The following is a 23856-nucleotide window of genomic DNA, read 5'->3' as shown; positions in this document are numbered from 1 at the left end:
GAGATGTTCAATTATTGTTTGATAAGCCAACGGAAGATTCTGAGCTGGCTGGGCACATAGAAAAGATACTCAGGATGCCACTGCACACCAATAATAGTTTGTTCGGACTGGCCTTCAGAAGCCTGCAGAAAACCATCGAGATCCCAACCCACAGCAAGCATACCGACGCCGGTTTGCTTCACAATTTGTGAATGCAGACTGTTAACTCTCAGTTTTTGTTTTTTACAAATTTTCGCCAACTGACTCCGGGGCTCAATAAACACTTGTTTGGTTGGCAATAACCCGGGCCTATTATAAGTTAGCTGTCGTAGCTCCCGGATATTCTGGTTCAGTTCACCACCCAGCACCACATTAATCAATTGCGAGCCACGACAAATACCTAACAGAGGCTTTTTTTCTTCCAGTGCCCAGCGTATCCAGGCAATTTCAAGCTCATCTCTGTCAGGATCGTACTCACCGTCACGCTCAGGTGGTTGATTATACTCAGATGGACTAATGTCATCGCCGCCGCCAATAATCACGGCGTCGATGCCTTCGTGTTCACAGCTATGTCTGACACTCGCGCGCACAGGGGTTGCCCCAAGACACTTAAGAATAAGCCAGGTACACCACCAGGAAGGAGACCACCGTCTGGCGGTCCCTGTTACAACCACTCGCGGTCTGTGAGCCATTGCTGTAACCTTTCCTTCCAGTCTTTTTCTGAAACCCCTATTAACGGGCGTTCAGCGTCAGTGAACGCTTGCTTCCAGTATTCTAAAGCCTGTTCGTCATTCGCCAGAGCGTCCACTACCCACCAAATTTTCCATGGTTCGGTTAAATTCCAGTCAGGGTGTTCAAGCTGACAATTCGGTAAACGATAATGAAATGTCGGTCGTGCCTTAATCTTATTATCTTCCACCGCTTTCATAATTTTTTCTTCATTCAAAAAAGCAAAAAGCGGCAACATATCCAACGCCCGATTACGGGTAGCATTGTGTTCCAGATAATCATTAATCAGTTGCTCCTGACTTACCTCCTGCTGAGAAACCAGCAAGCGGGTGTATGCTTCAGGGTATTTATCAATATAAGGACTCAGCTTTCGTGTTGTATCAACCCGGTGAGCCTCTACCAGCCACCATTGCAACAAAGAGAATGCCTGCAAATAACGCAGCAGGACATTTGGGTCTAACGACGGTACCTCTGGGTTAATATGCACACCGTAAGCCGCAATCCAGGATTCGTCTGTGCCTTTCGCACCGGCTTCCCGTAAAGCGTCAGTCAATGGAATTAACTGCTCACACTGTTCAAGAGTCAGCGGTGGGCAAACAATTTCAATAGGTACCAGGTTCTCAGCTATGCTTCCTAACTCGCGAACCCAGGCAGACTTGTCTCCGCCTTCAGCTTTGGCTTTTCGCTTTAAATAGTCCCAGTCTATCTCAACTTTGAATGAACCCAGTTCATCCACTTCAACTTTTTGTTCAGCTTTAGAGACAGCAACCCGTTCCCCCAACAATTGTTGTTGCAGAACTTCAATGGTTCTCTCCAGGGTTAAACCGCTAAACTCAAGTTCAAAACCGACTTTTCGGTCTTCCCCTTCATAATTTAGCGGCTCGGTTAATGCTTTGAACAAACTTTTACTCAATAGAAAACGTCCCCGCTGGTCCCGGAAATACAACTGGGCTTTCAAAGCCATCGTTACTGACACTAGCTACACCAAAAATGTAATTATCGATCACCACATTCTCCAGTGTGTATTCGTTTACGTTACCCACGTAGCGGCTGAACTGCCACTGTGGGGCACTGGTTAAGCGCCAGTAAACTTTATAACCCGCAATATTTTCTTTATCTTCCTCCTGCGCCGTCCAGCGCAGGGTTGTATCCGGTTTTACTGCACCTTCTATTTCGACATTAGCCGGCGGCCTTGGTGCCCACGACATGCTCGCCATAGAAGCGGCGTTTAATGCCGTCAGTTTCGCTGCGTAGTCAAAGTCTACGCCATCGATGGTATCGCCATATTCAATGCCATCTTCCACGCGCAGATCCTGGTGCTGGCGATTATAGTTTTCGTTGGTTTCCATAATGCGGATACCTGCATAACCTAAGTCGTTAAAGGGTCTGTGATGCCCTCCGCGACCAAAACGATCTAAACGATAAACAATCATAGTGTCTAAATTGTTGATGTAACGATCGGCCACTGTATCAATGTAGCGCGCTAAGTTGCGTGAGGGAGAGTCCACTTCGCCACCATAAAAACGGCGCATGGTTGCTTCGCGATCCGATTCATTCATACGGGTGCCTTCAGCAAAAATACGTGCAGTGGTGTTGTTAATGACTCCGTTAATGCCTTCTATGTTACCAATCATGTCATTATTGAGCACAGCGGTCAGATGCCAGTTTTCTTCTTTGGCTTTTTCGGCCAGAATTTTCCCGCCAAACAGGCCTTGTTCCTCGCCGGCCAGTGCCGCATAGACAATAGAACCATCAAACTCGTACTGGGTTAGCACTCGAGCCGCTTCTAACGCGCCAGCGACACCAGAGGCATTGTCGTTTGCGCCTGGGGCGTCGGAGGTATAATCCATGACATCACTAACGCGCGAGTCGATGTCACCGGACATCATCACATAACGATTAGGGTCTGTTTTGCCACGCTGAACAGCAATGACACTTTTTACTTCCACAGGGTCGGGTATGCGCTCTTCTCCCGAAATAGTGTCGCTGACGTACATCACTTCAAGACAACCACCGCAGGCTTCGGATATGCGCTCAAATTCGGCAAAAATCCAGCGCCTCGCAGCACCAATACCGCGAGTATCAGATTCTGTTTCAGATAAGGTATGGCGCGTGCCGAAATCCACCAGGGTCTGAATATCGCTTTCAATACGGTCAGCCTGCATGGCGCCAGCTATTTTATGTAGCTTTTCCTGCTCTTTATAGTCAATACTATCCTGAGCGATAGCACTCAGCGGAGTCGCTAAACCAACACTTACCGCCAGTAATGAACTTGTCCACGATTTGAACATAATTGAATACCTGTTAATTAATGAGCTTGTTTCGATTATGCGGTATATAACGAAGGATGGAAAGCCACGCGCAGGAGCAGAAAACAGTTACCTTTATGACTGCTCCGTTAGTTGCGCAAGCCCGCTTAGAGTCTGAGTCACGTCTGTCAGTGTCATCACGGCGCGAAGTTGTTTAAAACTGGTTTCAAGCTCTTTAGCCCGATGCGGCAGGTAGCGTTGAATATAAGACAAATCTGTCATCAATTCGGCTGATATTTTATTCTGGCATGGCTGTCCTGATATCAGAAGCGCAAGAAAGTTATCATCTTCATCAAGAAAGCGAATGTATTCTGCCGCCTCTTCAAAGCTGTCGTACTCGCTTATTTCTCGCCCCATAACGCCGTCTTTCTGAGTAGCCTGAGTAACTCTTAACAGTAATATACGCGGCGACAAACTGCTGTTCTCCGATACCCGACGCAATGCCTTTCTTAACTCTGAACTCAGGCGCCGTCCGCCAAGTAAGCGTTCGTTGTTTGCTAACCAAAATTCAGTGTCATCAAACAATTTCGGTAAACCTTCGGCAATAGACATTAATGCGGCCAGTTGAGGCTCCCAGTCAACGCCGTTTTTATACAAAAACAAAGCGCTGGATAAAGCGTAACGAAACATGTTCTGCTCTGCTGACGCTTGCGGACTGAGCAGTTTACAAGCCAGGGTTTTAGCTCCTCTGGCTCGGTATTCCTGTAGCACAGATAATTTCAGACTCTCATTGGAATGTTCGCGCCAAAGTGGTGTTTTTATCGCATTCAATTCGCCGTAGATTAGCTCATCGTCTTTGCTGTAAGTGAGCGTCAGTTGATAACACCTTGCCCCGTAACCCGCCGCACGCAATGCGTTTAGCGTAGCAATTAAACTTTTTTCTTTTTGTATAGCCTGCAGCGGCAGTAAGTACTCACGCCAGACTTTATTTATGGGCAGACTAATACGAAACAAGGTAACTTGTCGGCGTGTTGGTTTCCTGGATTTTCGCAACTCATTTACCACAGATTGAACCCATGGTTGCTCAATAAGCTCCGCAATAAGGTCACTCTGGTGTTGCTGCCAGCTGTTCAGCAGGGTTTGATTTGAGTTTGTCTGAACTAACGCGCAGCTCGCTGAGCCAGCTTTTAGAATGATTGGCACAGCCTGAATGGCATCAAACCAGTAGCTTTCATGCCCCCGGGCTGTAATCCTCTGGGCTAAATGCTCAACATTGACTTTATAGCGACGCCGAGACTTGCTCAACATAGCCGCTAAAAACCGGCCAAGTTCGTCATCGCCAGTTTCATCCATGCGCCTTAAGCGTAAGTAAAGACAGAAGTCTTTTTCTTTAAGCCCAACCACCCTGTATTCATATTCCTGGGTTGCGTCAAACACAAAGTCGTCGCTAAGCCCGGAAAAATAAATTTTTAATCGTGCATACTTCAAACCGGTTAGCTGGGGATCAAAGCCTAGCTTTAACTGCAGTCCATTATTAGAGATGTCCACAGTCATCGCACTGAATTCCTGGCCGTCGGCCAGCTCCATGGTCACGGCGCTAACCAGGTTAATGCGTTGCTCACAACGTTGGTACTTACGCCCTGCCACGAAACTGGCAAGCGCTTTCTCTTGTTCCTGCTGGGCTAAGGCTTTGTCTTCCGCCAACTGCTGATGTTGTGTTTTTAACGCTAATATCTGCTGTTTTGTGTCGTTTGTAAAAACGCCTTTATATAGCCGTAAGCCGTCTTCAAATAACCGTTTCGCTGCTATATCAAAATAATGTACGCGCCCCTGAAAAGGGTAGGGTTCAATTTCGGACTGAATTTTCTTGCGAAGGTCGATAACACCCAAAGCCGGTTTCGCTAATTCGGTAATGCGCATACGCGCCTGCAGCCTTTCGGGCCCGCTAAGGTGTTTTGTTTTACGTTTAAACAGAGACTCAAATTGAGAGCGGTGATAATCTGTTTTAAGCTCATCAATCAGACTTTCTATTGAAGGGTCACTGCTCATAATGGGCTATTGGTCAGTATCTATATTAAGTTCAACATTTCTTTTACATTAACGCCAAGAGGATCTTCATGCAAACGCTTTTACTCGGTTACGGCGATATTGCAGACCGCGTTGCGCAAAGGCTGAGCGGGCAAAACGAGCAGGTCACCGGAGTTTGCAGAACCCCGGAGAGCAAGCCGGTGCGCAAAGGGGTCAATTTAGTTGCAGCAGACTTAAACAGTGAACAAGAGCTTTACCAACTGTTTCGGAAAAAATGGGATAATGTTGTCATTACCCTGACTCCTGCAAAAGGCGCAGAAGATAGCTATCATCAGGGCTATGTCGTTCCCTGTCGTCACCTGCAACAGGTACTGTCGCAGCAAAGGCATCAGCCTAATATTATTTACGTTTCCAGCACCGGCGTTTACGCACAACGCGGCGGAGAGTGGATTGATGAAAACAGTGCAACTGAGCCTACATCAGACTCTGGTAAAGCTCTATTGCAGGCTGAATCCATTATCGATGCCTTACCGGGGCAAACCTCTATTCTTCGTTGCAGTGGTATTTACGGAGAAGGACGTGACTTTTTGCTGCGTCAACTAAGTCAAGGCAATGTTCAGCTTCGTGACAGCTGGACCAACCGCATACATCAAGATGATGTCGCTGGCTTTATTGTGCATTTACTTACCCAGGTTAATCAGCCCAGTCCTGTTTATTTGGTTAATGACGATGAACCGGTCAAACAATACGAAGTTTACCAGTGGCTGGCTGAGCAGCTTGGAATTGAGCTGACAGGAAGCATTGATACAGACGTTGGTCCAAGAGGCTCTAAACGCTGTATGAACAAGGGTTTGAAAGACAGTGGTTACCAACTTCAGTATGCGAATTTTCGCGAAGGTTATGCGCCGATTATTAAACAATGGCAGCGCTGATTGCGCTGCCCATAACTTATACGGCGTCTACGGCGTCGAAATAATCGAGCATTCCCTCCGCGGCGTTGCGCCCTTCCGCTATCGCCGTCACCACCAGATCTGCGCCGCGCACCATATCGCCACCGGCAAATATTTTCGGGTTGCTGGTTTGCATAGCATACTCCGTGTCACCGGTAGCCAGCACGGTGCCCCAGTCGCTTAGCTCCACTTTATGCTGTTGTAACCATTCCGGCGGGTTAGGTTGATAGCCAAAGGCAATAATGACCGCAGTACCCGGCATAACGAATTCTGAATCAGGCACTGGCTGTGGACGCCGGCGACCATCTTCATCAGCCGGGCCAAGCTCAGTGCGTACCATTTTCACGCCGCTAACCTTACCTGAATTGTCCGTAATCACTTCCAGCGGTTGCAAATTAAACTCAAAAGAGACTCCCTCTTCACGAGCATTCTGCACTTCTTTACGCGACCCAGGCATATTGCCTTCATCCCGACGATAAGCGCAGACAACCGACTTCGCCCCCTGTCTTATTGAAGTTCTGACGCAGTCCATCGCGGTATCGCCACCACCAAGCACAACCACGGTCTCGTCTTTAATGTCAATCAACGGATACTGCGACATAGGCTCATGAGCCATAAGTTTTTGTGTATTGCCAATCAAAAACGGCAATGCCGGATAAACCCCATCTGCATCCAGACCTTTTAATTTTCCATCCAACGCTTTATAGGTTCCCAGAGCTAGAAATACCGCATCATAATTGGCTTCCAGCTCAGCAAAACTGATGTCTTTTCCCACTTCGACACCCAGCTTAAACTCAATGCCCATGTCAGTGAATATTTCACGACGCAACGTCATTACCGCTTTATCCAGCTTAAATGGCGGAATGCCGTAAGTTAGCAGGCCACCAATTTCCGGGTAGCGATCGTAAACTACAGCTTTGACACCATTACGCGTCAATACGTCAGCACAGGCAAGACCGGCAGGCCCTGCCCCAATAACAGCAACCCGTTCCTGACGCTGAGTCACGCCGCTTAAGTCTGGCCGCCACCCCTGTTTAAAGGCTTCGTCGACCATCTGTTTTTCGATACTGCCAATAGTTACTGCGCCGAAACCGTCATTCAGTGTACAGGCACCTTCACACAGACGATCCTGAGGACATACCCGGCCACAAACCTCAGGCAGGCTGTTGGTTTTATGCATAAGCTCAGCGGCTTCAATAACCCGCCCTTCGTTGGCCAGCTCCAGCCATTGAGGAATATAGTTGTGAACCGGGCATTGCCACTCACAATATGGGTTTCCACAGTCCAGGCAACGATCTGCCTGGCCTTTTAGCTGCACGTCGGGCATTGGATCATAAACTTCTTTAAACTCAATGCGGCGCTCTTCAACCGGACGTTTCGGCGGATCAATGCGCTGCACGTCCAAAAACTGATAAATATTCTTGTTCATTACATCACCTGCACACGTAATTCTGCGGTTGACCGCGCTCGATGCCCTAAAAGCTCTTTCACATCTGCCGCTTTTGGTTTGACGATATAAAAGCTGTCCACTACTTGCTCGAAGTTGTTTAATAACTCGCGCGAGTAGTGACTTCCAGTTGCTTCGTGATGCTCATGAATTAAACCACGCAAGTGTTCCTGAATAATCGGGGTATCCACGGCAACGGCTTCAACCAATTCGTGGTTAAGCCGACGGTGTAAGTCGCCGTCGCTGTCTCTTAAATAAGCAAAACCGCCGGTCATGCCGGCACCAAAGTTGATGCCGCACTCACCCAGTACCACCACAATACCGCCGGTCATATATTCACAACCATGGTCACCAATACCCTCTACCACAGCTGTCGCGCCGGAGTTACGCACCGCGAAACGTTCGCCGGTACAACCGGCAGCATAAAGTTTTCCGCCAGTCGCGCCATACAGACAGGTATTGCCCATAATGACTGCTTCGTGCGTGTTATAACGACAGCCTGCTGGCGGCTTAATAGTAATTTCACCACCGGCCATACCTTTCCCAACGTAGTCGTTGGCGTCTCCGGTCAGATGAAGCTTTAAGCCCCCGGCATTCCATGCACCAAAGCTTTGTCCGGCGGTACCAATAAAGCCTAAGGTAATTGGCGCAACTGCCATTCCCTGATTTCCATGCTGGCTGGCAATGTAACCCGATACACTTGCAGCAACCGAACGGTCGTCATTACGGATAGTCAAAGACCAATGACCTCCGCTGCGCTTATCGATAGACTCTTTGCACAACTCCAGCAATCGCTGGTTCAGCTTGCCCTGATCAAACGGCGGGTTCTTCTCGGTGCAATATAAAGAATGCTCTGAGCGAACCCCGGCTGACTGCAACAAGGCAATTAACTGTAACTGCTGCTGACGTTTGGTTTCACCAGTCAGCCGTTCCAGTAGATCAACCCGGCCAATCGCGTCGGTTAACTTTTCCAGACCCAATTGAGCGAGAATGTCGCGCACCTCTTCCGCCATAAACTCAAACAGTTTCACCACGCGTTCCGGCAAGCCGGAAAAATGCTCCCGTCGCAGGGTTTCATCCTGAGTAGCAACGCCTGTTGCACAGTTGTTCAAATGACAAATGCGTAAATACTTACACCCCAGAGCAATCATAGGGGCGGTGCCAAAACCAAAGCTCTCAGCGCCTAAAATAGCCGCCTTCACAATATCCATACCGGTTTTTAAGCCGCCATCGACCTGCAACCGAATTTTGTGGCGCAAGTTATTCGCCACCAGGGCTTCGTGCACCTCAACCAAACCAAGCTCCCAGGGCGAGCCGGCATACTTGACCGAGGTCATGGGACTGGCACCGGTTCCGCCATCGTAGCCCGACACAGTAATTAAATCGGCGTACGCTTTTGCAACCCCCGTAGCAATGGTGCCAATGCCAGGCGTAGAAACCAGCTTGACTGAAACTAAGGCTTTAGGGTTCACCTGCTTTAAGTCAAAAATCAGCTGGGCTAAATCTTCAATGGAATAAATGTCGTGATGCGGTGGCGGCGATATCAAGGTAGTACCAGCAACTGCATAGCGCAATTGGGCAATTTCCGCTGTGACTTTTTCGCCGGGCAACTGACCGCCTTCGCCAGGTTTTGCCCCTTGCGCAACTTTTATCTGTATAACGTCGGCATTAACCAAATAATGCGGCGTGACGCCAAAACGTCCCGAGGCCACTTGCTTAATTCGCGAGTTTTTTGCGTTGTTAAAGCGTTTCGGATCTTCTCCGCCTTCACCAGAATTTGAATGCCCGCCAATAGTATTCATGGCAATAGCTAAGGCTTCGTGCGCTTCAGCGCTTAACGCGCCTATCGACATAGCCGCCGTATCAAAACGCTGAAACAGAAGCTCTTTGGCTTCCACTTTTTCTTTTTTAATTTTCGCTTTTTCAGGCAGTTTAATGCTGAGCAAGTCACGCAGGTGAGTCACCGGCCTCTCATTAACAAACTTAGCGTAAACGTCGTAATCTCGCTGCTCGCCTTTTGCTACCGCGCGTTGCAGTGATGTCACAACATCCGGGTTATAAGCGTGGTACTCCCCACCGTGCACATATTTTAGCAAACCGCCCTGAGCCAGTTTTTTTCGTGTTAACCAGGCGCGATGGAAGCTCTGCTGAAGATCCTGCTGTATATCGTCAAAGCCGGTACCGTCAATGCGTGCTGGTACGTTCTCAAAGCAAAGACGACGCACATCTTCGTTCAACCCAACCGCCTCAAACAAGGAAGAGCCCCGGTAACCCGCCACTGTCGCAATACCCATTTTCGAAAGTATTTTCAGTAAGCCTTTATTCAGGCCTTTACGGTAGTTGAGCAATGCTTCTTTTATGTCCAGCTGAACTTTGCCCCGGGCGACCAGTTGCTCCACGGTTTCATACGCAAGGTAGGGATAAAACGCAGTGGCACCTAAGCCTATTAACACCGCCATATGGTGCGGATCACGCGCGGATGCGGTTTCAATAATAATGTTTGAGTCACAGCGAAGATCATTCTTCACCAGCACTTGTTGCACCGCCCCAACGGCCATGGCTGCCGGTATCGTCAGCTGTTCCCGCTGTAAATCTCTGTCACTGAGAACCAGAATAACCGTTTGCTCATCCTTAACCGCGGCTTTTGCCTGCTCAACCAAACTCTCGATGGCTTGTTGCAGGTTTTGCTGCTTCGGTTCAAAACCAAGCGATAAAGTGGCTGCCCGGTAATGTTGTTCATCAAGTTCGCGTAGCTGTTTTAAATCGGTGTACATCAGGATAGGTGATTCAAATACCACCCGGTCGGCATCCCCTGATGCCTCGTTAAATACGTTATGCTCACGACCAATGATAGTGGAAAGCGACATAACATGACGTTCACGAATAGGGTCAATAGCCGGGTTAGTCACCTGCGCAAACTGCTGGCGGAAATAGTCGTAAAGCAAACGCGGCTGCTTTGAAAGCACTGCGGTAGGTGTATCGTCCCCCATAGAACCCACAGCTTCCTGACCATCTTTGGCCAGAACACTGATAATTTGCTGTATTTCTTCTTCGGAGTACAAATACGCTTTATGAAAAACCAGCATGGTCTCGTCGTCATACAAACGCTTACCCAGCTTGTCGGCGTGGCTGCGCTCAAACGGTATTAAGTGACGACGGTGTTGTTCCAGCCATTGTTTATAAGGGTGACGCTGCTTTAGTTCTTCTTCAATTTGGTCGTTATACCAAATTTTGCCGGTATAGGTATCCACCGCCATCATTTGTCCCGGTCCTAAGCGGCCTTTCTCAATCACTTCCTGCTCGTCGTAATCCCAGATACCCACTTCTGAAGCAATGGTCAGGATACCCGAGCGGGTCAGAACATATCGCGCCGGACGCAGACCATTTCTATCCAGACTGCAGGCCACATGCCGACCGTTACTCATAACCACGCCGGCAGGCCCATCCCAGGGCTCCATATGCAGGGAGTTAAACTCGTAAAAGGCCCGCATTTCGTCCGACATAGTGGCATCGCCCTGCCATGCCGGCGGAATTAGTAGCCGCATTGCCCGGAATAAATCCATGCCACCGGCTAGTAACAGCTCCAGCATATTGTCTAACGACGCAGAATCGGACCCTGACAGTCCCACCAGTGGCTTTGCGTCCTGTAAGTCAGGCAGTAAGGGGGTCTGGAATTTATAAGCTCTTGCCTGCGTCCACTGGCGATTCCCACGTATAGTATTAATTTCACCGTTGTGGGCAAGGAACCGGAACGGCTGAGCCAGCGGCCAGCGCGGTTCTGTATTGGTGGAAAAGCGCTGATGAAAAACACAAATTGAGGTTTTCATTTCGGCATCAGCTAAGTCGGTGTAATAAGCTGGCAAGTCAGCTGCCATCATTAAACCTTTATAGACTAAGACCAGACTCGACAACGACGAAATATAGAGCTCGTCCTGATTAGGCATCAGCTTTTCGATGCGTCTTCGGGCCATATACAAGCGTCTTTCCAAATCTTTTTTACGCCAGCCCGGCGGAGCCGACACCAGAACCTGCTCAATGACCGGCTCAGAGACTTTAGCACCTTCACCCAGTACTTGGTTGTTGACCGGAACTTTGCGCCAGCCAGTGACCGCTAAAGTCTCTCGTTGCAGCTCTTGCTCAATAAGATGGCGGGCAGACTCACGCTTATCTTTATCGCGGCTAAAAAATACCATACCGACAGCGAATTTCTTACTGAGCTGCCAACCTTCAGTTTCTGCGTAGTGGCGGAAAAACTGCTCCGGCATTTGCAGCAGCAAACCGCAGCCATCTCCGGTTTTACCGTCGGCACCAATACCACCACGATGTTGCATACGGTCCAGCGCTTTTACTGCGGTAGAAATTAAACCTTGCTGAGCTTCGCCATTAATATCAGCGATAAGGCCGAAGCCGCAGTTATCACGGACATCAGCTGGATCATAAAGTCCCATGCTTATACCACTCGAATAATTATTCAATAAAGCTAGATTACCATGCAGGCATCAGCTTCGGTAGGCACTGGGGCTATTATTGTTACAAATATGTTGTATAGACAAAAAGCAAAAAGGCTCCCGAAGGAGCCTTTCATATCACTTTAAAGTCGCTGCAAATTCCAGCATTCGGTCTAGCGGCACCATGGCTTTTTTGCCCAGAGCTTCATCGACATGAATCTCATGTGTTTCTCCACCGTCCGTTAACGCCTCTTCTATCGCTTTTAAGCCGTTCATTGCCATCCAGGGACAATGCGCACAACTGCGACACGTTGCGCCGTTACCGGCAGTGGGAGCTTCAATAAAGGTCTTATTCGGTTGCAACTGCTGCATTTTATAAAAAATGCCTTTGTCGGTTGCCACTATGAAGGTTTCATTCGGCAATTCCTGACTCGCCTTAATAAGCTGCGAGGTAGAACCGACAGCATCTGCCATCGCGACAATATTCTCCGGAGACTCCGGATGCACGAGAATAGCCGCCTCAGGATGAAGCTTTTTCATATCCTGCAGTGCTTTTGCTTTAAACTCATCATGCACGACACAAGCACCCTGCCACAGCAGCATATCAGCTCCGGTTTCCCGTGCAATATAGCCGCCTAAATGCTTATCTGGTGCCCAAAGAATTTTTTCTCCTTTGGCATCCAAATGGTCAACAAGCTCAAGCGCCATACTGGATGTCACTACCCAGTCTGCACGAGCTTTTACCGCTGCCGAAGTATTCGCATAAACGACAACTGTCCGATCAGGGTGTTGATCACAAAATTCAGCAAATTTTTCTGGTGGACAGCCAAGATCAAGGGAGCACTCGGCTTTTAATGTCGGCATCAGTACTTGTTTATGAGGCGTAAGAATTTTAGCTGTCTCGCCCATGAAACGAACACCTGCCACAATCAATTTCTTTGCCGGATGGTCGCGACCAAATCGAGCCATTTCTAAAGAATCGGCCACGCAGCCACCAGTTGCTTCGGCTAATGCCTGAATATCCGGGTCCGTGTAGTAGTGAGCCACCAATACAGCGTCTTCATCAATCAGAAGCTGCTTAATACGATTAATGGTTTCGGACTTCTCTTCCGCGCTTAACGGTTTAGGTTTTGGCGGAAAAGTATAATCCAGGCTATCCAGAGTTTGAATCTCGGTCATGATACTACGGCTTATTTTCCAAGTGTTCTTAATAAGTGAGGACTATTATAGCGGAATTCAAGGGACGCTTATAGCTAAGTCAGTACAACTCGTAATTCATCAGTATGGTTTCAGTGGTTTTCTTAATGGGGTATTCGGTGAAGTGGTGGGTTGTGCAGGATTCGAACCTGCGACCAATTGATTAAAAGTCAACTGCTCTACCAACTGAGCTAACAACCCAAATTCTGGTAAATATTTCTATCGGCGACGTGGTGGGTTGTGCAGGATTCGAACCTGCGACCAATTGATTAAAAGTCAACTGCTCTACCAACTGAGCTAACAACCCAACGCCAATAATATTGCCCGTTTCTGCTTGGCAACGGCGGCATAGTTTACTGAAATAGTGCGCGTATGCAACTGAAAATTGAAAAAAACTGTGCGACTGCTTAATTCACGAACACATGTTGCCCAGTTGTTACTAATTTAAGCGTTGTTTTGCCAAATTAGCTTCGGTACTTTCAGGGTATTCTTCAATCACTTGATCGTAATATGCTTTTGCATCTGCCGATTTATCTTGTTCACTGGCAATAGCACCAAGCTTTAATAAACAATCACCACGTTTATTACTGTCAGGGTAGTCGTTGACAACAGTTTCAAACTGCTGTTTTGCTTCGTCGTATTGACGTTTCGCAAAAAACAACTGACCTAGCCAGTAGTGAGCGTTAGGAGAGTAAGTTGAGTTTGGAAAGTTCTTAAGAAAGGACTCAAATGCAGGTATCGCTTCATCGTAACGCTTATCTTCAAGGACTAAAGCTATCGCCTTGTCATAAGCATCATTCTCGCTAAGGTTTGGAGAATAGCTGCTATTGTCTGTTTGAGTCGGTACCTGCTCCAGGTCATTGTAATCATCGCCCGTACTTCCACTCTGGCTATTGCTCGTCTTCAAATTACTGAAGCGACGATCAATTTCCTGATACAGCTCGCGCTGGCGTTCCAACAATTGCTCCAGACGGTATTCATGCTCTTCCGTTATGCCTCTTAATTCAGCAACATCTTGCTGCAGAGAACCTAACTGATTAAGCATTTCAAGCTGAGCACTAGAACGAGCTTCGAGCATGCGCTCGATTTGTTCCAGTCGTTGCTCAACGTCACCTGAAGACGACAGCCCAGAAACAGGTGCCTGGGCCATAACAACCCCAGGCACACACAAACATACAGCTAACAGCGTTTTTCTCATTACTATCCGTTACTTTTAAATTAGTAAACTAAAACAGCGCGACGGTTTTTCGAGTATGCGCGTTCGTTTGATTCATTTACCATTGGCTTCTCTTCGCCATATGAAACAGTCGAGGTTTGAGAATCCTGAACACCTAAGTTGTGCAAGTAGCTCTCAACCGCTTTAGCACGACGCTCACCTAACGCGATGTTGTATTCAGGTGTACCGCGCTCGTCGGTATGACCTTCAATAACAACTTTCACAGATGGGTTTTTAACTAAGTAATCAGCGTGCGCTGATAACAAGTCAGTGTACTCTGACTGAACGCTAGATTTATCAAAAGCGAAGTAAACGATGTGTTCTTTACGTAACGCTTCCATTTTCTCTTTACGTTGTTCTTCAGCCGATTTTTGGCGTTCTGCTGCACCGACTTCAACGCCTGAGTCTTGCTCAGCTTGTTGATTGGTTTCCTGACCTGCGCCCGCGCCTGAATCAGTTTCCTGGTTTGAGCTACAAGCGGCCAGAGTTGCCATTGGTACAACGATTGCCAGAGCTTTTAAAAGTTTATTAAGCTGCATCCTTTTCGTCCTTATCGTTTTTATCGAACAATTCAACAATTCAACCATTCAGGCTTTTGTTTTACATAAATGGCGACCAAGCCGGTGACTTAATTTCACCATCGGTTGCCGGTAATCGTGCTTTAAAACGTCCGTCAATAGAAACCAAAGCCAGCACTTGCTTATTATTGTGCGTAGTACTGTAAATAACCATACTGCCATTTGGCGCCACGCTAGGTGACTCATCTAATGCCGTTTTCGTTAAAACTTGCATATTTCCACGCGGAAACTCTTGCTTAGCTATATGATAGTTACCCCGTGTACGGTTCACTAAAATCATATCTTCGCCAGACGGTACTAACGTACCACCTAAATTCTGTTCACCATCAAAGGTTAACCGACGAACCTGACCTGATGATAAATTTACGCTATATAGTTGCGGTCTGCCACCTCTTTCTGAGGTAAAGACTAAAGATTCACCATCTGGTGTCCAGTTCGGCTCTGTATCAATCGTACGACTACGAGTAACACGTTGCAAGTCCTTAGTTTTAATATCAAAGACATAAAGTTCAGGATTTCCATCCTTAGATAAAACCATAGCTAACTTTTTGCCATCTGGCGAGAAAACAGGGTTACCGTTTATCCCCGGGAACGACGTAAGCTTCTCGCGACGGGTGGTATAAATATCCTGCATGAATATTTCTGCCGTTTTATTCTCGAAACTAACGTAAGCCAATTTATTACCATCCGGAGACCAGGCCGGAGACATCAACGGCTCGGGTGAACGCAGCAATATTTTCTCGTTCGCACCGTCATAATCTGCAACTGCCAGTTTGTATGGATAGCGATCATCGTGGTTTACCGTGACATAAGCGATTTTTGTCATGAAAGCACCACGTTCGCCAGTTAACGCTTCGTAAGCAACATCTGAAATTCGATGTGCATAAGAGCGAAATTGATCACCATCAATAACACTGGAGCGAGAATCAAGAACATGATCGTTACTCTGCACCAACTCGCCATTGCGTAACATTTGCGAATTACCGCCGGTAATTTGTCCCCGGAGCACATCAATAACTTCAAACTTAACCATGTAGCGGTCAACTGAATAGGGTTCTATTGAACCGACTAAAATCGCTTCTACGCCCATCTTAGCCCAAGCTGAGTAATCTATCTCGTCATCGGCAGCCGGGCGTTGTGGCATTGCACTTGCAGGAATCGGATTAAATTTACCACTACGCATAAGATCCGCAGCAATAACATCGGTAAGCTCGTTTGGTGCTTGTCCTTCACCTTTCCACTGAAAAGGCACAACCGCAATCGGCCGCGCCGTATCAATACCTTCCGTGATGACGATTTCCAGTACCCCTGCACGCACAAAAGCGGTTAGCGCAACAAAGAGTAAAATGCTTCTAATTAATATATTTTTCATCGGTCACCTTGTTACAACTGCGGTTTTACAGTCAATTTAATTGTACTCATTTGTTCATAAATTTCCGGATCTTCAGAAACCGGCAGCGTTGTAGCTTTTAATACAGCGTTTTGTGCTGAACGACAGACATTAGGATCGCCATTACCCGTTGTCACCGATTTAACGAATCCGCTAGGCGCAACCTTAATGGTCAACTCACAGGACTTGCCTCGCATTGAGTCATCAACATTCCAGTTTCGCTGAATAGTTTGCTGAATGAGCGCCTGATACTTTTCAACTTCACTAAGTACCTGTCGGCGACGAGCTGCTTGCCGACGCGCCCGCTCTTCTTCCATTTCTTTTTGCAACTGAGCTTCACGTTCAGCCGCTTCACGCTGTTCTTGTTCACGCTTACGCTGCTCTTCCAGACGCTTACGACGTTCTTCTTCAGCCCGACGTTCAGCTTCTTCTGCTTCGCGTTTACGCCGCTCGGCCTCTTTTGCCGCAGCCTCCGCTTTGGCACGCTCCTGCGCCAGGCGTTCAGCTTCTTTCCTTTCTCGCTCTGCCTGTTTGCGTGCTTCCGCAGCTTCTTGTCTTTCTAATTCCTGTTGACGCTCTATTTCTTTTTTACGTTGTTCTTCTCTTTCGCGTGCTTTACGTGCCTCTTCAGCACGCCGCTCAAGTCTTTCAATACGGCGCTGTTCAGCCGCCTCTTGCTCCGCTTTCTTTTGACGAATTTTATCCGCCTGTTGCTGAACTTTGGATTTATCAACGGTGACCGCGCTAACAATCTCTTCTGACATATCCAGTTCGCTCTGATCTAAATTCACCTCCATCGCCTCCGGCGTTGAGGGTGTAAACTCAAAGCTAATCAACAACACGCCCGCAATTGCAACGTGTATGACAATCGAATATATCAGCGGTAAGGTTAAGCTATCTGATTTTTCCACAACTAATTATCCGACGAATCTGTCATTAAACCGACTGAGGGCACACCTGCTCTTTGCAGTAACACCATCAGTTGCACGATTTGGTTATAAGACACCGCACCATCACCATTGACCATAACCGGAGTATCAGGTTCAACTTGCAGGTGAGCAGCAACCAGAGTTGCAAGTTCATCAGCCTGCATGGGCGTATCCTGAGTATCTCCCTGATTTAAATAGTAACGCCCTTCAGCATCAACCGATGCAACCAAAGGTGGTTTGCTCTCTTCAGAAAGAGGCTCGGCCGTTGCTTTTGGTAAGTCCACTTTAACCCCCTGGGTGATTAAAGGAGCTGTTACCATAAAGATGATCAGCAGAACCAGCATCACGTCGATGTACGGCACTACGTTAATTTCCGCAACCGGCTTACGACGCTTGCGCGGCATTACCATCATACCGTTTCGCCCTCTACTTTACTTTTGCCTGCCTGAGCCGAAGACTGCCGCTGTAAAATTGAGATGAATTCATCAATAAAGTTCATGTACTGATTATCAACTTTTTCCACACTAGTGGTAAATCGGTTGTAAGCAATAACGGCCGGTATCGCGGCAAAAAGACCCATCGCAGTTGCAATCAAAGCTTCGGCGATACCCGGTGCAACCATGGCCAGCGTAGCCTGTTGCACGGCACCTAAAGCGATAAAGGCGTTCATGATTCCCCATACCGTTCCAAACAAACCAATATAGGGGCTTATAGAACCAATAGTTGCCAGAATACCTAAGTTATTATCCAGCTTTTCGGTTTCTCGGGCGTGAGCTACGCGCATGGCACGAAACGCACCTTCAAGCATTGTCTGCGTATTTGTTGTTGAGTGGTTACGCAGCCGAGCGTACTCTTTAAAGCCCGCGTGAAACAGTAACTCCATTCCTCGTGCATTTTTAGCACGAGCCGAGATTTCCTGATAAAGGCGTGCAAGATCGACGCCTGACCAGAATCTATCTTCAAACTTTAGCGCGTCATTTCGAGCCTGCTTCAACACTTTCTTGCGCTGAAAAATTAACACCCAGCCCCATACCGACATCGCCAGTAACATAACCATCACCAGCTTGACTAATAAACTGGCTTGCATGAATAAATCAATAAACGATAGTTCTGCTTCCACGCTTTAAACCCCTGACTGAATACGCGATATTATCGGTTCCGGAATAGCAACAGCTTTCATCGCCTGATTATCAATACAGGCTGCCAAAACTGTTGCCTGACAATGCACACTGCCATCCTTCGCCAAAACTTGTTGTTCGAAAACCAAAGAGGCTTTCTTAATCTTTGTTACTTTGACAGTGACTCTTAGTTCAGCATTAAACTTAGCCGCCTGCCGTAAATCCAGTTCTACCTTGCGAACCACAAAGGCTATATTGTGAGCTAACCAGGTATCCTGTTCAATCCCTAATGATCTTAACCACTCTGTTCGGGCTCTTTCAATGAACTTGAGATAATTAGCATAATAAACGATACCACCTGCATCCGTGTCTTCGTAGTAAACTCGGATAGGCCATTCAAATTCATAATGAGACATTACCACCTCAAGTAAAGTTCCGAAAAGTTACCTTTGTGTAATATTTTGTAAAGAAGCCCTTAAAACCACAACTGGTTATTTTGTCAGCAGACTTTTTTTTATGACAGAACGAAAAGAACAAAATATCAATACTATGATTTTTAAAGGTTTTTCTATTTTGTTATAAATATGTTGCGCTTTTTTTGAACAAAAAACACAACTTACAGATTAGTTATTGTAATGCGAACATCTAATTTTTCTTGTTTGATCAGAATCAGATTAACTTTATAATACCCGGCATATCAAAGACGAAGAGATTGGTTGTCACTTTTTCTGAGATAGTTTATTCAGTAATAGTTCCCTGGATTTAACTTCCTTCTTGTTGTTCTGTTTGCCCGTACAATGTGCGGGCTTTTTTTTATCTATTTCTCGGGCTTTAACCCAAAATGCTGATAAGCTCTGGGAGTCGCTATACGTCCACGCGGCGTGCGTTGTAAAAAGCCCTGCTGAATCAAGTAAGGTTCCAGCACATCCTCAATGGTATCTTTTTCTTCGCCTATCGCTGCTGCCAGGTTATCTAACCCCACAGGCCCACCCATAAACTTTTCCATAATGGCTAATAACAGCTTCCGATCCATATAATCAAAACCGGCCTGATCAACGTCCACCATGGTCAAAGCCGCATTGGCTGTCACTTCATCAACGTCGCCATTACCTCTGACTTCTGCATAGTCGCGTACCCGACGCAATAAGCGGTTAGCTATACGTGGCGTTCCTCTTGAGCGGCGTGCTATTTCCCGGGCTCCACCATCAAGCATCCGAACATTCATAAAGTGAGCCGACCGCGCAACAATGTCGGTTAATTCGTTAACATCGTAAAACTCAAGACGCTGCACAATACCAAAGCGGTCACGTAGCGGTGACGTCAGTGCGCCAGCACGGGTGGTGGCTCCAATAAGGGTAAAGGGTGGTAAGTCTAATTTAATCGAACGCGCTGCAGGACCTTCGCCTATCATAATGTCGAGCTGATAGTCTTCCATAGCTGGATAAAGAATTTCTTCAACAACCGGGCTTAAACGGTGAATTTCATCAATAAATAAAACATCGTGTGCTTCCAGATTGGTCAACAATGCAGCTAAGTCACCGGCTTTTTCCAGAACCGGGCCAGAAGTTGTTTTAATACTCACATCCAGCTCATTCGCCACAATGTTCGCCAGCGTCGTTTTACCCAGCCCCGGAGGGCCAAAAATTAAAAGGTGATCCAGTGCTTCCTGACGCTTGCGCGCGGCCTCAATGAAAATCCCCATTTGTTCAACGACGTGCTTCTGCCCAGTATAATCCGCCAGAGTCTTAGGCCGTATGGCACGATCAACAGCCTCATCTTCACCCTGTACGTCGGGTTCAATGAGCCGCTGAGTTGGTATTTGATCGGCTTCTATCATGGGGCTTCCTTACGACAGCTGTTTTAGCGCCAGTCGAATCAAGGTCTCACTGTTATGTTCTGCAGAGTACACTTTTTGCAAGGCTTTTTCAGCTTGATTTTCTTTATAGCCAAGTGACTGCAAAGCGCTAATGGCATCGGTTCTTGCATCGGCCGGATGTTCTCCTGCATCCATACCCTGACTATCCAGCGGTGCCCGATCAGTAAATGGCGTAGACGGCTGCCAGTCTTTGAGGCGGTCACGCATTTCAATCACCAGACGTTCGGCGGTCTTTTTGCCTACACCCGGCAATTTTACCAAACGAGTAACGTCGTTTTGGTTCACAGCCGTGACAAACTCATCTGCTGACATGCCGGATAAAATAGCCAGAGCCAGTTTCGGACCAACCCCCTGAGTTTTCAGTAGTAACCGGAACAGTGAACGTTCTGAAGCAGAAATAAAACCATACAATAGTTGCGCATCTTCGCGTACCACAAAATGCGTGATTAACTTAATGGTTTCCCCTACTGGCGGCAATTGGTAGAAGCAGGTCATTGGCAACTGAATTTCATAACCAATGCCCTGTACATCTAATACCACTTCCGGCGGCTGCTTGCTGGTTAGTACGCCCTGAATATGACCTATCACTTTTGTACTCCGTTAGCGCAAACGACCACGCACAGTTTTACGCGCGGCGCCTGCCATTTTAATCAGGTTTTGTGAACTGTGAGCATGACATAAGGCAACGGCAAGTGCATCTGCGGCATCTTCCTGAGGGCAACGCTGCAAATTCAGTAAGGCCATAACCATATGCTGAACCTGAGACTTTTCTGCACCACCATTACCCACTACAGACTGTTTGATTTGTCGCGCTGAATATTCCGCTACCGGAAGCTCTGCACGTGCGGCAGCTACTATCGCAGCCCCTCGAGCCTGCCCAAGCTTTAAAGCGGAATCCGGGTTTTTTGCCATGAACACTTGTTCTATCGCGAATTCGTTCGGCTTAAACTGAGTAATGAGTTCACTGACGCTGTCATGAATTCGACGCAGCTTTTCCGCCAGAGTTAAAGGCTCTTTAGTGGTACCAATAACCTTGATACAACCACTACCAAGGTAATTCAGTTGCCGCCCCCGCTGCTCTATAACGCCGTAGCCGGTCAGTCTCGAACCCGGGTCGATACCCAGAATAATCGCCACTTAGTCGTCCAGTCGCGCAATGATCTCATCAGAGATATCGGCATTGTGATAAACGTTCTGCACGTCGTCTAAGTCTTCCAGCGCATCCAGCAGTTTTAAAAAGGTTCGTGCGGATTCCTCATCCAAATCAACGCGGGTGTCAGGAACCTGAGTCACTTCAGCGTTGCTGGCTTCCAGTCCTTTTGCATCCAGAGCATCTTTAACTGCACCGAAGTTCTCCGGCGATGTAATGACATCGATACTCCCTTCGTCATAAGCAAGGATATCTTCCGCGCCAGCTTCCAGCGCCGGTTCCATAACCTGTTCTTCGGTCACACCGTCAGAATAGCTAATAACGCCCTTCTTATTAAATAAGTAGGCGACAGAGCCTTCGGTACCCAAGTTACCACCTAACTTACTGAACGCGTGGCGAACATCTGACACTGTCCGGTTTCGGTTATCGGTCATACATTCAAGCAGAACAGCCACACCGTTGGGGCCATAACCTTCATAAGTCAGCTCATCAACGTTATCGCCTTCAAGATCACCCGAACCGCGTTTGACTGCGGTATCGATGGTGTCTCGTTTCATATTATTGGATAAGGCTTTATCGATAGCCGCACGTAAGCGCGGGTTGGTTTCAGGGTCTCCGCCGCCTTCGCGGGCAGAGACCGTTATTTCACGAATTAACTTGGTAAAGATTTTGCCGCGCTTAGCGTCCTGCGCGGCTTTTCGGTGCTTAATATTAGACCATTTGGAATGACCAGCCATTTTTCACCTCTGTTGATTACTCGCCTTCCTTCACAATACTTTTTACGCCCAGCTCTTGCAATGCTGCCGGGTTCGCTGCACCCGGTGCGTCGGTCAGAACACAAGCCGCGGTGGTTGTTTTCGGAAAGGCAATAACGTCACGAATGGAGCTTGCGCCAACCATTAACATCACCAGGCGGTCTAAACCAAAAGCTAAACCTGCATGTGGTGGCGTGCCGTACTTCAATGCTTCCAGCAGGAAGCCAAATTTTTCCTGCGCTTCGTCTTTTTCAATACCTAAAACTTCAAACACAGCCTGCTGCATTGCGTTTTCGTGGATACGAACCGAGCCACCACCTAACTCAACACCATTCAACACCATATCGTAAGCGTTTGAAATAGCGGCTGCCGGGTTGGCTTTTAACTCCTCCGGAGTCACATTGACCGGCGCGGTGAATGGGTGGTGTAACGCGGCCAGGCTGCCATCGTCTGCAACTTCGAACATAGGGAAGTCAACAACCCATAGCGGCTTCCATTCGTTACTGACCAGTTCAAAGTCTTTACCTAATTTCAGGCGTAAAGCACCCAGTGCTTCAGCAACAACGTTCGCTTTATCGGCACCAAAGAACAGAACATCGCCAGTTTGCGCTTCAGTGCGCTCTAATAATGGCTCAATCACGTCGTCCGGCAGGAACTTAAGAACAGGTGACTGCAAGCCGTCCCGGCCTGCACTGCGGTCGTTTACTTTAATCCAGGCCAAACCTTTTGCGCCATAAATGCTGACAAATTGTGTGTATTCGTCAATCATCTTGCGCGAAACGTTTTCAGCCTGCCCCGGTAAACGAAGAGCAGCAACACGGCCTTCTTCGTCATTCGCTGGGCCAGAAAATACTTTGAACTCAACGTCTTTTAAGACATCAGCAACATCTACCAACTCCAACGGGTTACGTAGGTCTGGTTTGTCACTGCCAAAGCGGCGCATGGCTTCATGCCAGGTCATGCTCGGGAATTCACCCAGGTCCACATCAAGTAGTTGCTTGAAGAGGTCACGAGCCATTTGCTCGGTGATTTCCATGACCTGCTCAGCACTCATAAACGAGGTTTCAATATCAATTTGAGTGAATTCAGGCTGACGATCAGCACGTAAGTCTTCGTCGCGGAAGCACTTAACAATTTGATAATAACGGTCAAAGCCCGACATCATCAGCAACTGTTTAAACAGCTGAGGACTTTGTGGCAGCGCGAAAAAGCGACCTTTGTGGGTACGGCTTGGTACCAGATAGTCACGAGCGCCTTCCGGCGTTGCGCGGGTCAGCATTGGCGTTTCAATATCAAGAAAACCGCTGTCATCCAGAAAACGACGTACCGCACTGGTTACTTTAGCGCGAAACTGAAGTTTTTCGTTCATTTGCGGACGACGTAAATCAAGGTAGCGATAACGCAGACGAGCTTCTTCGCTCACCTGCTGATTAAAGTCGATTGGAAGCGGTTCTGAGCGACTTAATATTTCTAAGTCAGTAGCCAGCAGTTCAACTTCGCCGGTTGCCATGTTTTTGTTTACCTGACTTTCCGGACGACGATTAACCTTGCCGCTTAAGCGCACGCAGAATTCCTGACGCAGGCTGTTTGCTGTTTCAAATAACGCTTTTTGATCAGGGTCAAAAACAACCTGCAGCATCCCTTCACGGTCACGCAGATCTATAAAAATTAAGCCGCCTAAGTCCCGGCGTTTATTTACCCAACCACATAGCGTGACTTCTTGTCCCGCCAATTCAGCATTTATTTGTCCACAGTAATGAGTTCGCATGCGCGTTTATCCTGCCAGCTGTTGCAATGAATGTTTTCACGAAGCGCAA

Annotated in this window: 20 protein-coding genes and 2 tRNA genes; 1 reads left to right on the top strand and 21 read right to left on the bottom strand. The window is 47.6% G+C overall.

Going from position 1 to position 23856, the window contains the following annotated elements; genetic code table 11:
* Window positions 1–11: 11 nt before the first annotated feature.
* The 4 genes from ACN0TF_RS00595 to ACN0TF_RS00580 form a co-directional block, all read right to left on the bottom strand.
* A complete protein-coding gene (locus ACN0TF_RS00595) occupies window positions 12–671 on the bottom strand; it encodes a gamma-glutamyl-gamma-aminobutyrate hydrolase family protein (RefSeq protein ID WP_417440347.1) in 660 nt (219 codons plus the stop codon).
* Window positions 644–1621, bottom strand: a complete 978-nt coding sequence (locus tag ACN0TF_RS00590) for an amidoligase family protein (RefSeq protein ID WP_417440346.1) — start codon at window positions 1619–1621, stop codon at window positions 644–646. Before ACN0TF_RS00590 ends, ACN0TF_RS00595 begins: the two co-directional genes overlap by 28 nt.
* On the bottom strand, window positions 1614–2999 hold the full coding sequence (locus tag ACN0TF_RS00585; protein ID WP_417440345.1) for a M28 family metallopeptidase: 1386 nt from the start codon (window positions 2997–2999) through the stop codon (window positions 1614–1616). The genes ACN0TF_RS00590 and ACN0TF_RS00585 overlap by 8 nt, the downstream gene beginning before the upstream one ends.
* A 93-nt stretch (window positions 3000–3092) precedes the next feature.
* The gene (locus ACN0TF_RS00580) at window positions 3093–5006 is read right to left on the bottom strand and encodes a PilZ domain-containing protein (RefSeq protein WP_417440344.1); all 1914 of its coding nucleotides are present in this window, start codon (window positions 5004–5006) and stop codon (window positions 3093–3095) included.
* A gap of 68 nt (window positions 5007–5074) precedes the next feature.
* Between ACN0TF_RS00580 and ACN0TF_RS00575 the strand changes: the two genes are divergently transcribed.
* A complete protein-coding gene (locus ACN0TF_RS00575) occupies window positions 5075–5917 on the top strand; it encodes an SDR family oxidoreductase (RefSeq protein WP_417440343.1) in 843 nt (280 codons plus the stop codon).
* 16 nt (window positions 5918–5933) lie between these two features.
* On the opposite strand, the gene ACN0TF_RS00570 is transcribed toward ACN0TF_RS00575, so the two are convergent.
* The 17 genes from ACN0TF_RS00570 to aspS all read right to left on the bottom strand — a co-directional run bounded on the left by ACN0TF_RS00570 (window position 5934) and on the right by aspS (window position 23807).
* Window positions 5934–7364 (bottom strand): FAD-dependent oxidoreductase, encoded by a 1431-nt coding sequence (locus ACN0TF_RS00570; RefSeq protein WP_417440342.1) that lies wholly within the window; start codon window positions 7362–7364, stop codon window positions 5934–5936.
* On the bottom strand, window positions 7364–11830 hold the full coding sequence (gene gltB, locus ACN0TF_RS00565) for a glutamate synthase large subunit (protein WP_417440341.1): 4467 nt from the start codon (window positions 11828–11830) through the stop codon (window positions 7364–7366). Before gltB ends, ACN0TF_RS00570 begins: the two co-directional genes overlap by 1 nt.
* A gap of 138 nt (window positions 11831–11968) precedes the next feature.
* Window positions 11969–13009 carry a quinolinate synthase NadA gene (gene nadA / locus ACN0TF_RS00560; protein WP_114981589.1) on the bottom strand — a complete coding sequence of 347 codons (1041 nt, stop codon included), beginning with the start codon at window positions 13007–13009 and terminating at the stop codon, window positions 11969–11971.
* Window positions 13010–13152: 143 nt separating this feature from the next.
* Window positions 13153–13228, bottom strand: a tRNA-Lys gene (locus tag ACN0TF_RS00555).
* 30 nt (window positions 13229–13258) lie between these two features.
* A tRNA-Lys gene (locus ACN0TF_RS00550) sits at window positions 13259–13334 on the bottom strand.
* Between the two features lie 132 nt (window positions 13335–13466).
* Window positions 13467–14177, bottom strand: coding sequence for a tol-pal system protein YbgF (gene ybgF, locus ACN0TF_RS00545; protein WP_417440340.1), 711 nt, complete (start codon window positions 14175–14177; stop codon window positions 13467–13469).
* Between the two features lie 68 nt (window positions 14178–14245).
* Window positions 14246–14782 carry a peptidoglycan-associated lipoprotein Pal gene (pal, locus tag ACN0TF_RS00540; protein ID WP_417440339.1) on the bottom strand — a complete coding sequence of 179 codons (537 nt, stop codon included), beginning with the start codon at window positions 14780–14782 and terminating at the stop codon, window positions 14246–14248.
* Between the two features lie 61 nt (window positions 14783–14843).
* Window positions 14844–16193, bottom strand: coding sequence for a Tol-Pal system beta propeller repeat protein TolB (gene tolB / locus ACN0TF_RS00535; RefSeq protein ID WP_417440338.1), 1350 nt, complete (start codon window positions 16191–16193; stop codon window positions 14844–14846).
* Window positions 16194–16204: 11 nt separating this feature from the next.
* Window positions 16205–17122, bottom strand: a complete 918-nt coding sequence (gene tolA / locus ACN0TF_RS00530; RefSeq protein ID WP_417440337.1) for a cell envelope integrity protein TolA — start codon at window positions 17120–17122, stop codon at window positions 16205–16207.
* A 2-nt stretch (window positions 17123–17124) separates the two neighbouring features.
* Window positions 17125–17553, bottom strand: a complete 429-nt coding sequence (gene tolR, locus ACN0TF_RS00525; RefSeq protein WP_034819849.1) for a protein TolR — start codon at window positions 17551–17553, stop codon at window positions 17125–17127.
* The gene (tolQ, locus tag ACN0TF_RS00520; protein ID WP_011234334.1) at window positions 17550–18260 is read right to left on the bottom strand and encodes a protein TolQ; all 711 of its coding nucleotides are present in this window, start codon (window positions 18258–18260) and stop codon (window positions 17550–17552) included. The genes tolR and tolQ overlap by 4 nt, the downstream gene beginning before the upstream one ends.
* A gap of 3 nt (window positions 18261–18263) precedes the next feature.
* Complete coding sequence (gene ybgC, locus ACN0TF_RS00515) at window positions 18264–18674, bottom strand: tol-pal system-associated acyl-CoA thioesterase (protein WP_417440336.1); 411 nt, start codon at window positions 18672–18674, stop codon at window positions 18264–18266.
* 401 nt (window positions 18675–19075) lie between these two features.
* Window positions 19076–20095: a Holliday junction branch migration DNA helicase RuvB gene (gene ruvB / locus ACN0TF_RS00510; protein WP_414018525.1), complete on the bottom strand. Its 1020-nt coding sequence runs from the start codon at window positions 20093–20095 to the stop codon at window positions 19076–19078.
* A gap of 9 nt (window positions 20096–20104) precedes the next feature.
* On the bottom strand, window positions 20105–20722 hold the full coding sequence (gene ruvA / locus ACN0TF_RS00505) for a Holliday junction branch migration protein RuvA (protein ID WP_417440335.1): 618 nt from the start codon (window positions 20720–20722) through the stop codon (window positions 20105–20107).
* 12 nt (window positions 20723–20734) lie between these two features.
* Entirely contained in the window at window positions 20735–21271 is a 537-nt protein-coding gene (ruvC, locus tag ACN0TF_RS00500) for a crossover junction endodeoxyribonuclease RuvC (protein ID WP_110012732.1), read from the bottom strand.
* Window positions 21272–22021 carry a YebC/PmpR family DNA-binding transcriptional regulator gene (locus tag ACN0TF_RS00495; protein WP_417440334.1) on the bottom strand — a complete coding sequence of 250 codons (750 nt, stop codon included), beginning with the start codon at window positions 22019–22021 and terminating at the stop codon, window positions 21272–21274.
* 16 nt (window positions 22022–22037) lie between these two features.
* Window positions 22038–23807, bottom strand: coding sequence for an aspartate--tRNA ligase (gene aspS / locus ACN0TF_RS00490; protein WP_417440333.1), 1770 nt, complete (start codon window positions 23805–23807; stop codon window positions 22038–22040).
* Between the last annotated feature and the right edge of the window lie 49 nt (window positions 23808–23856).

Source organism: Idiomarina sp. (assembly GCF_048265525.1).
Classification (GTDB): Bacteria; Pseudomonadota; Gammaproteobacteria; order Enterobacterales; family Alteromonadaceae; genus Idiomarina.
The sequence above is the reverse complement of the archived record's forward strand: the minus strand, read 5'-3'. Positions and strand labels throughout refer to the sequence as shown.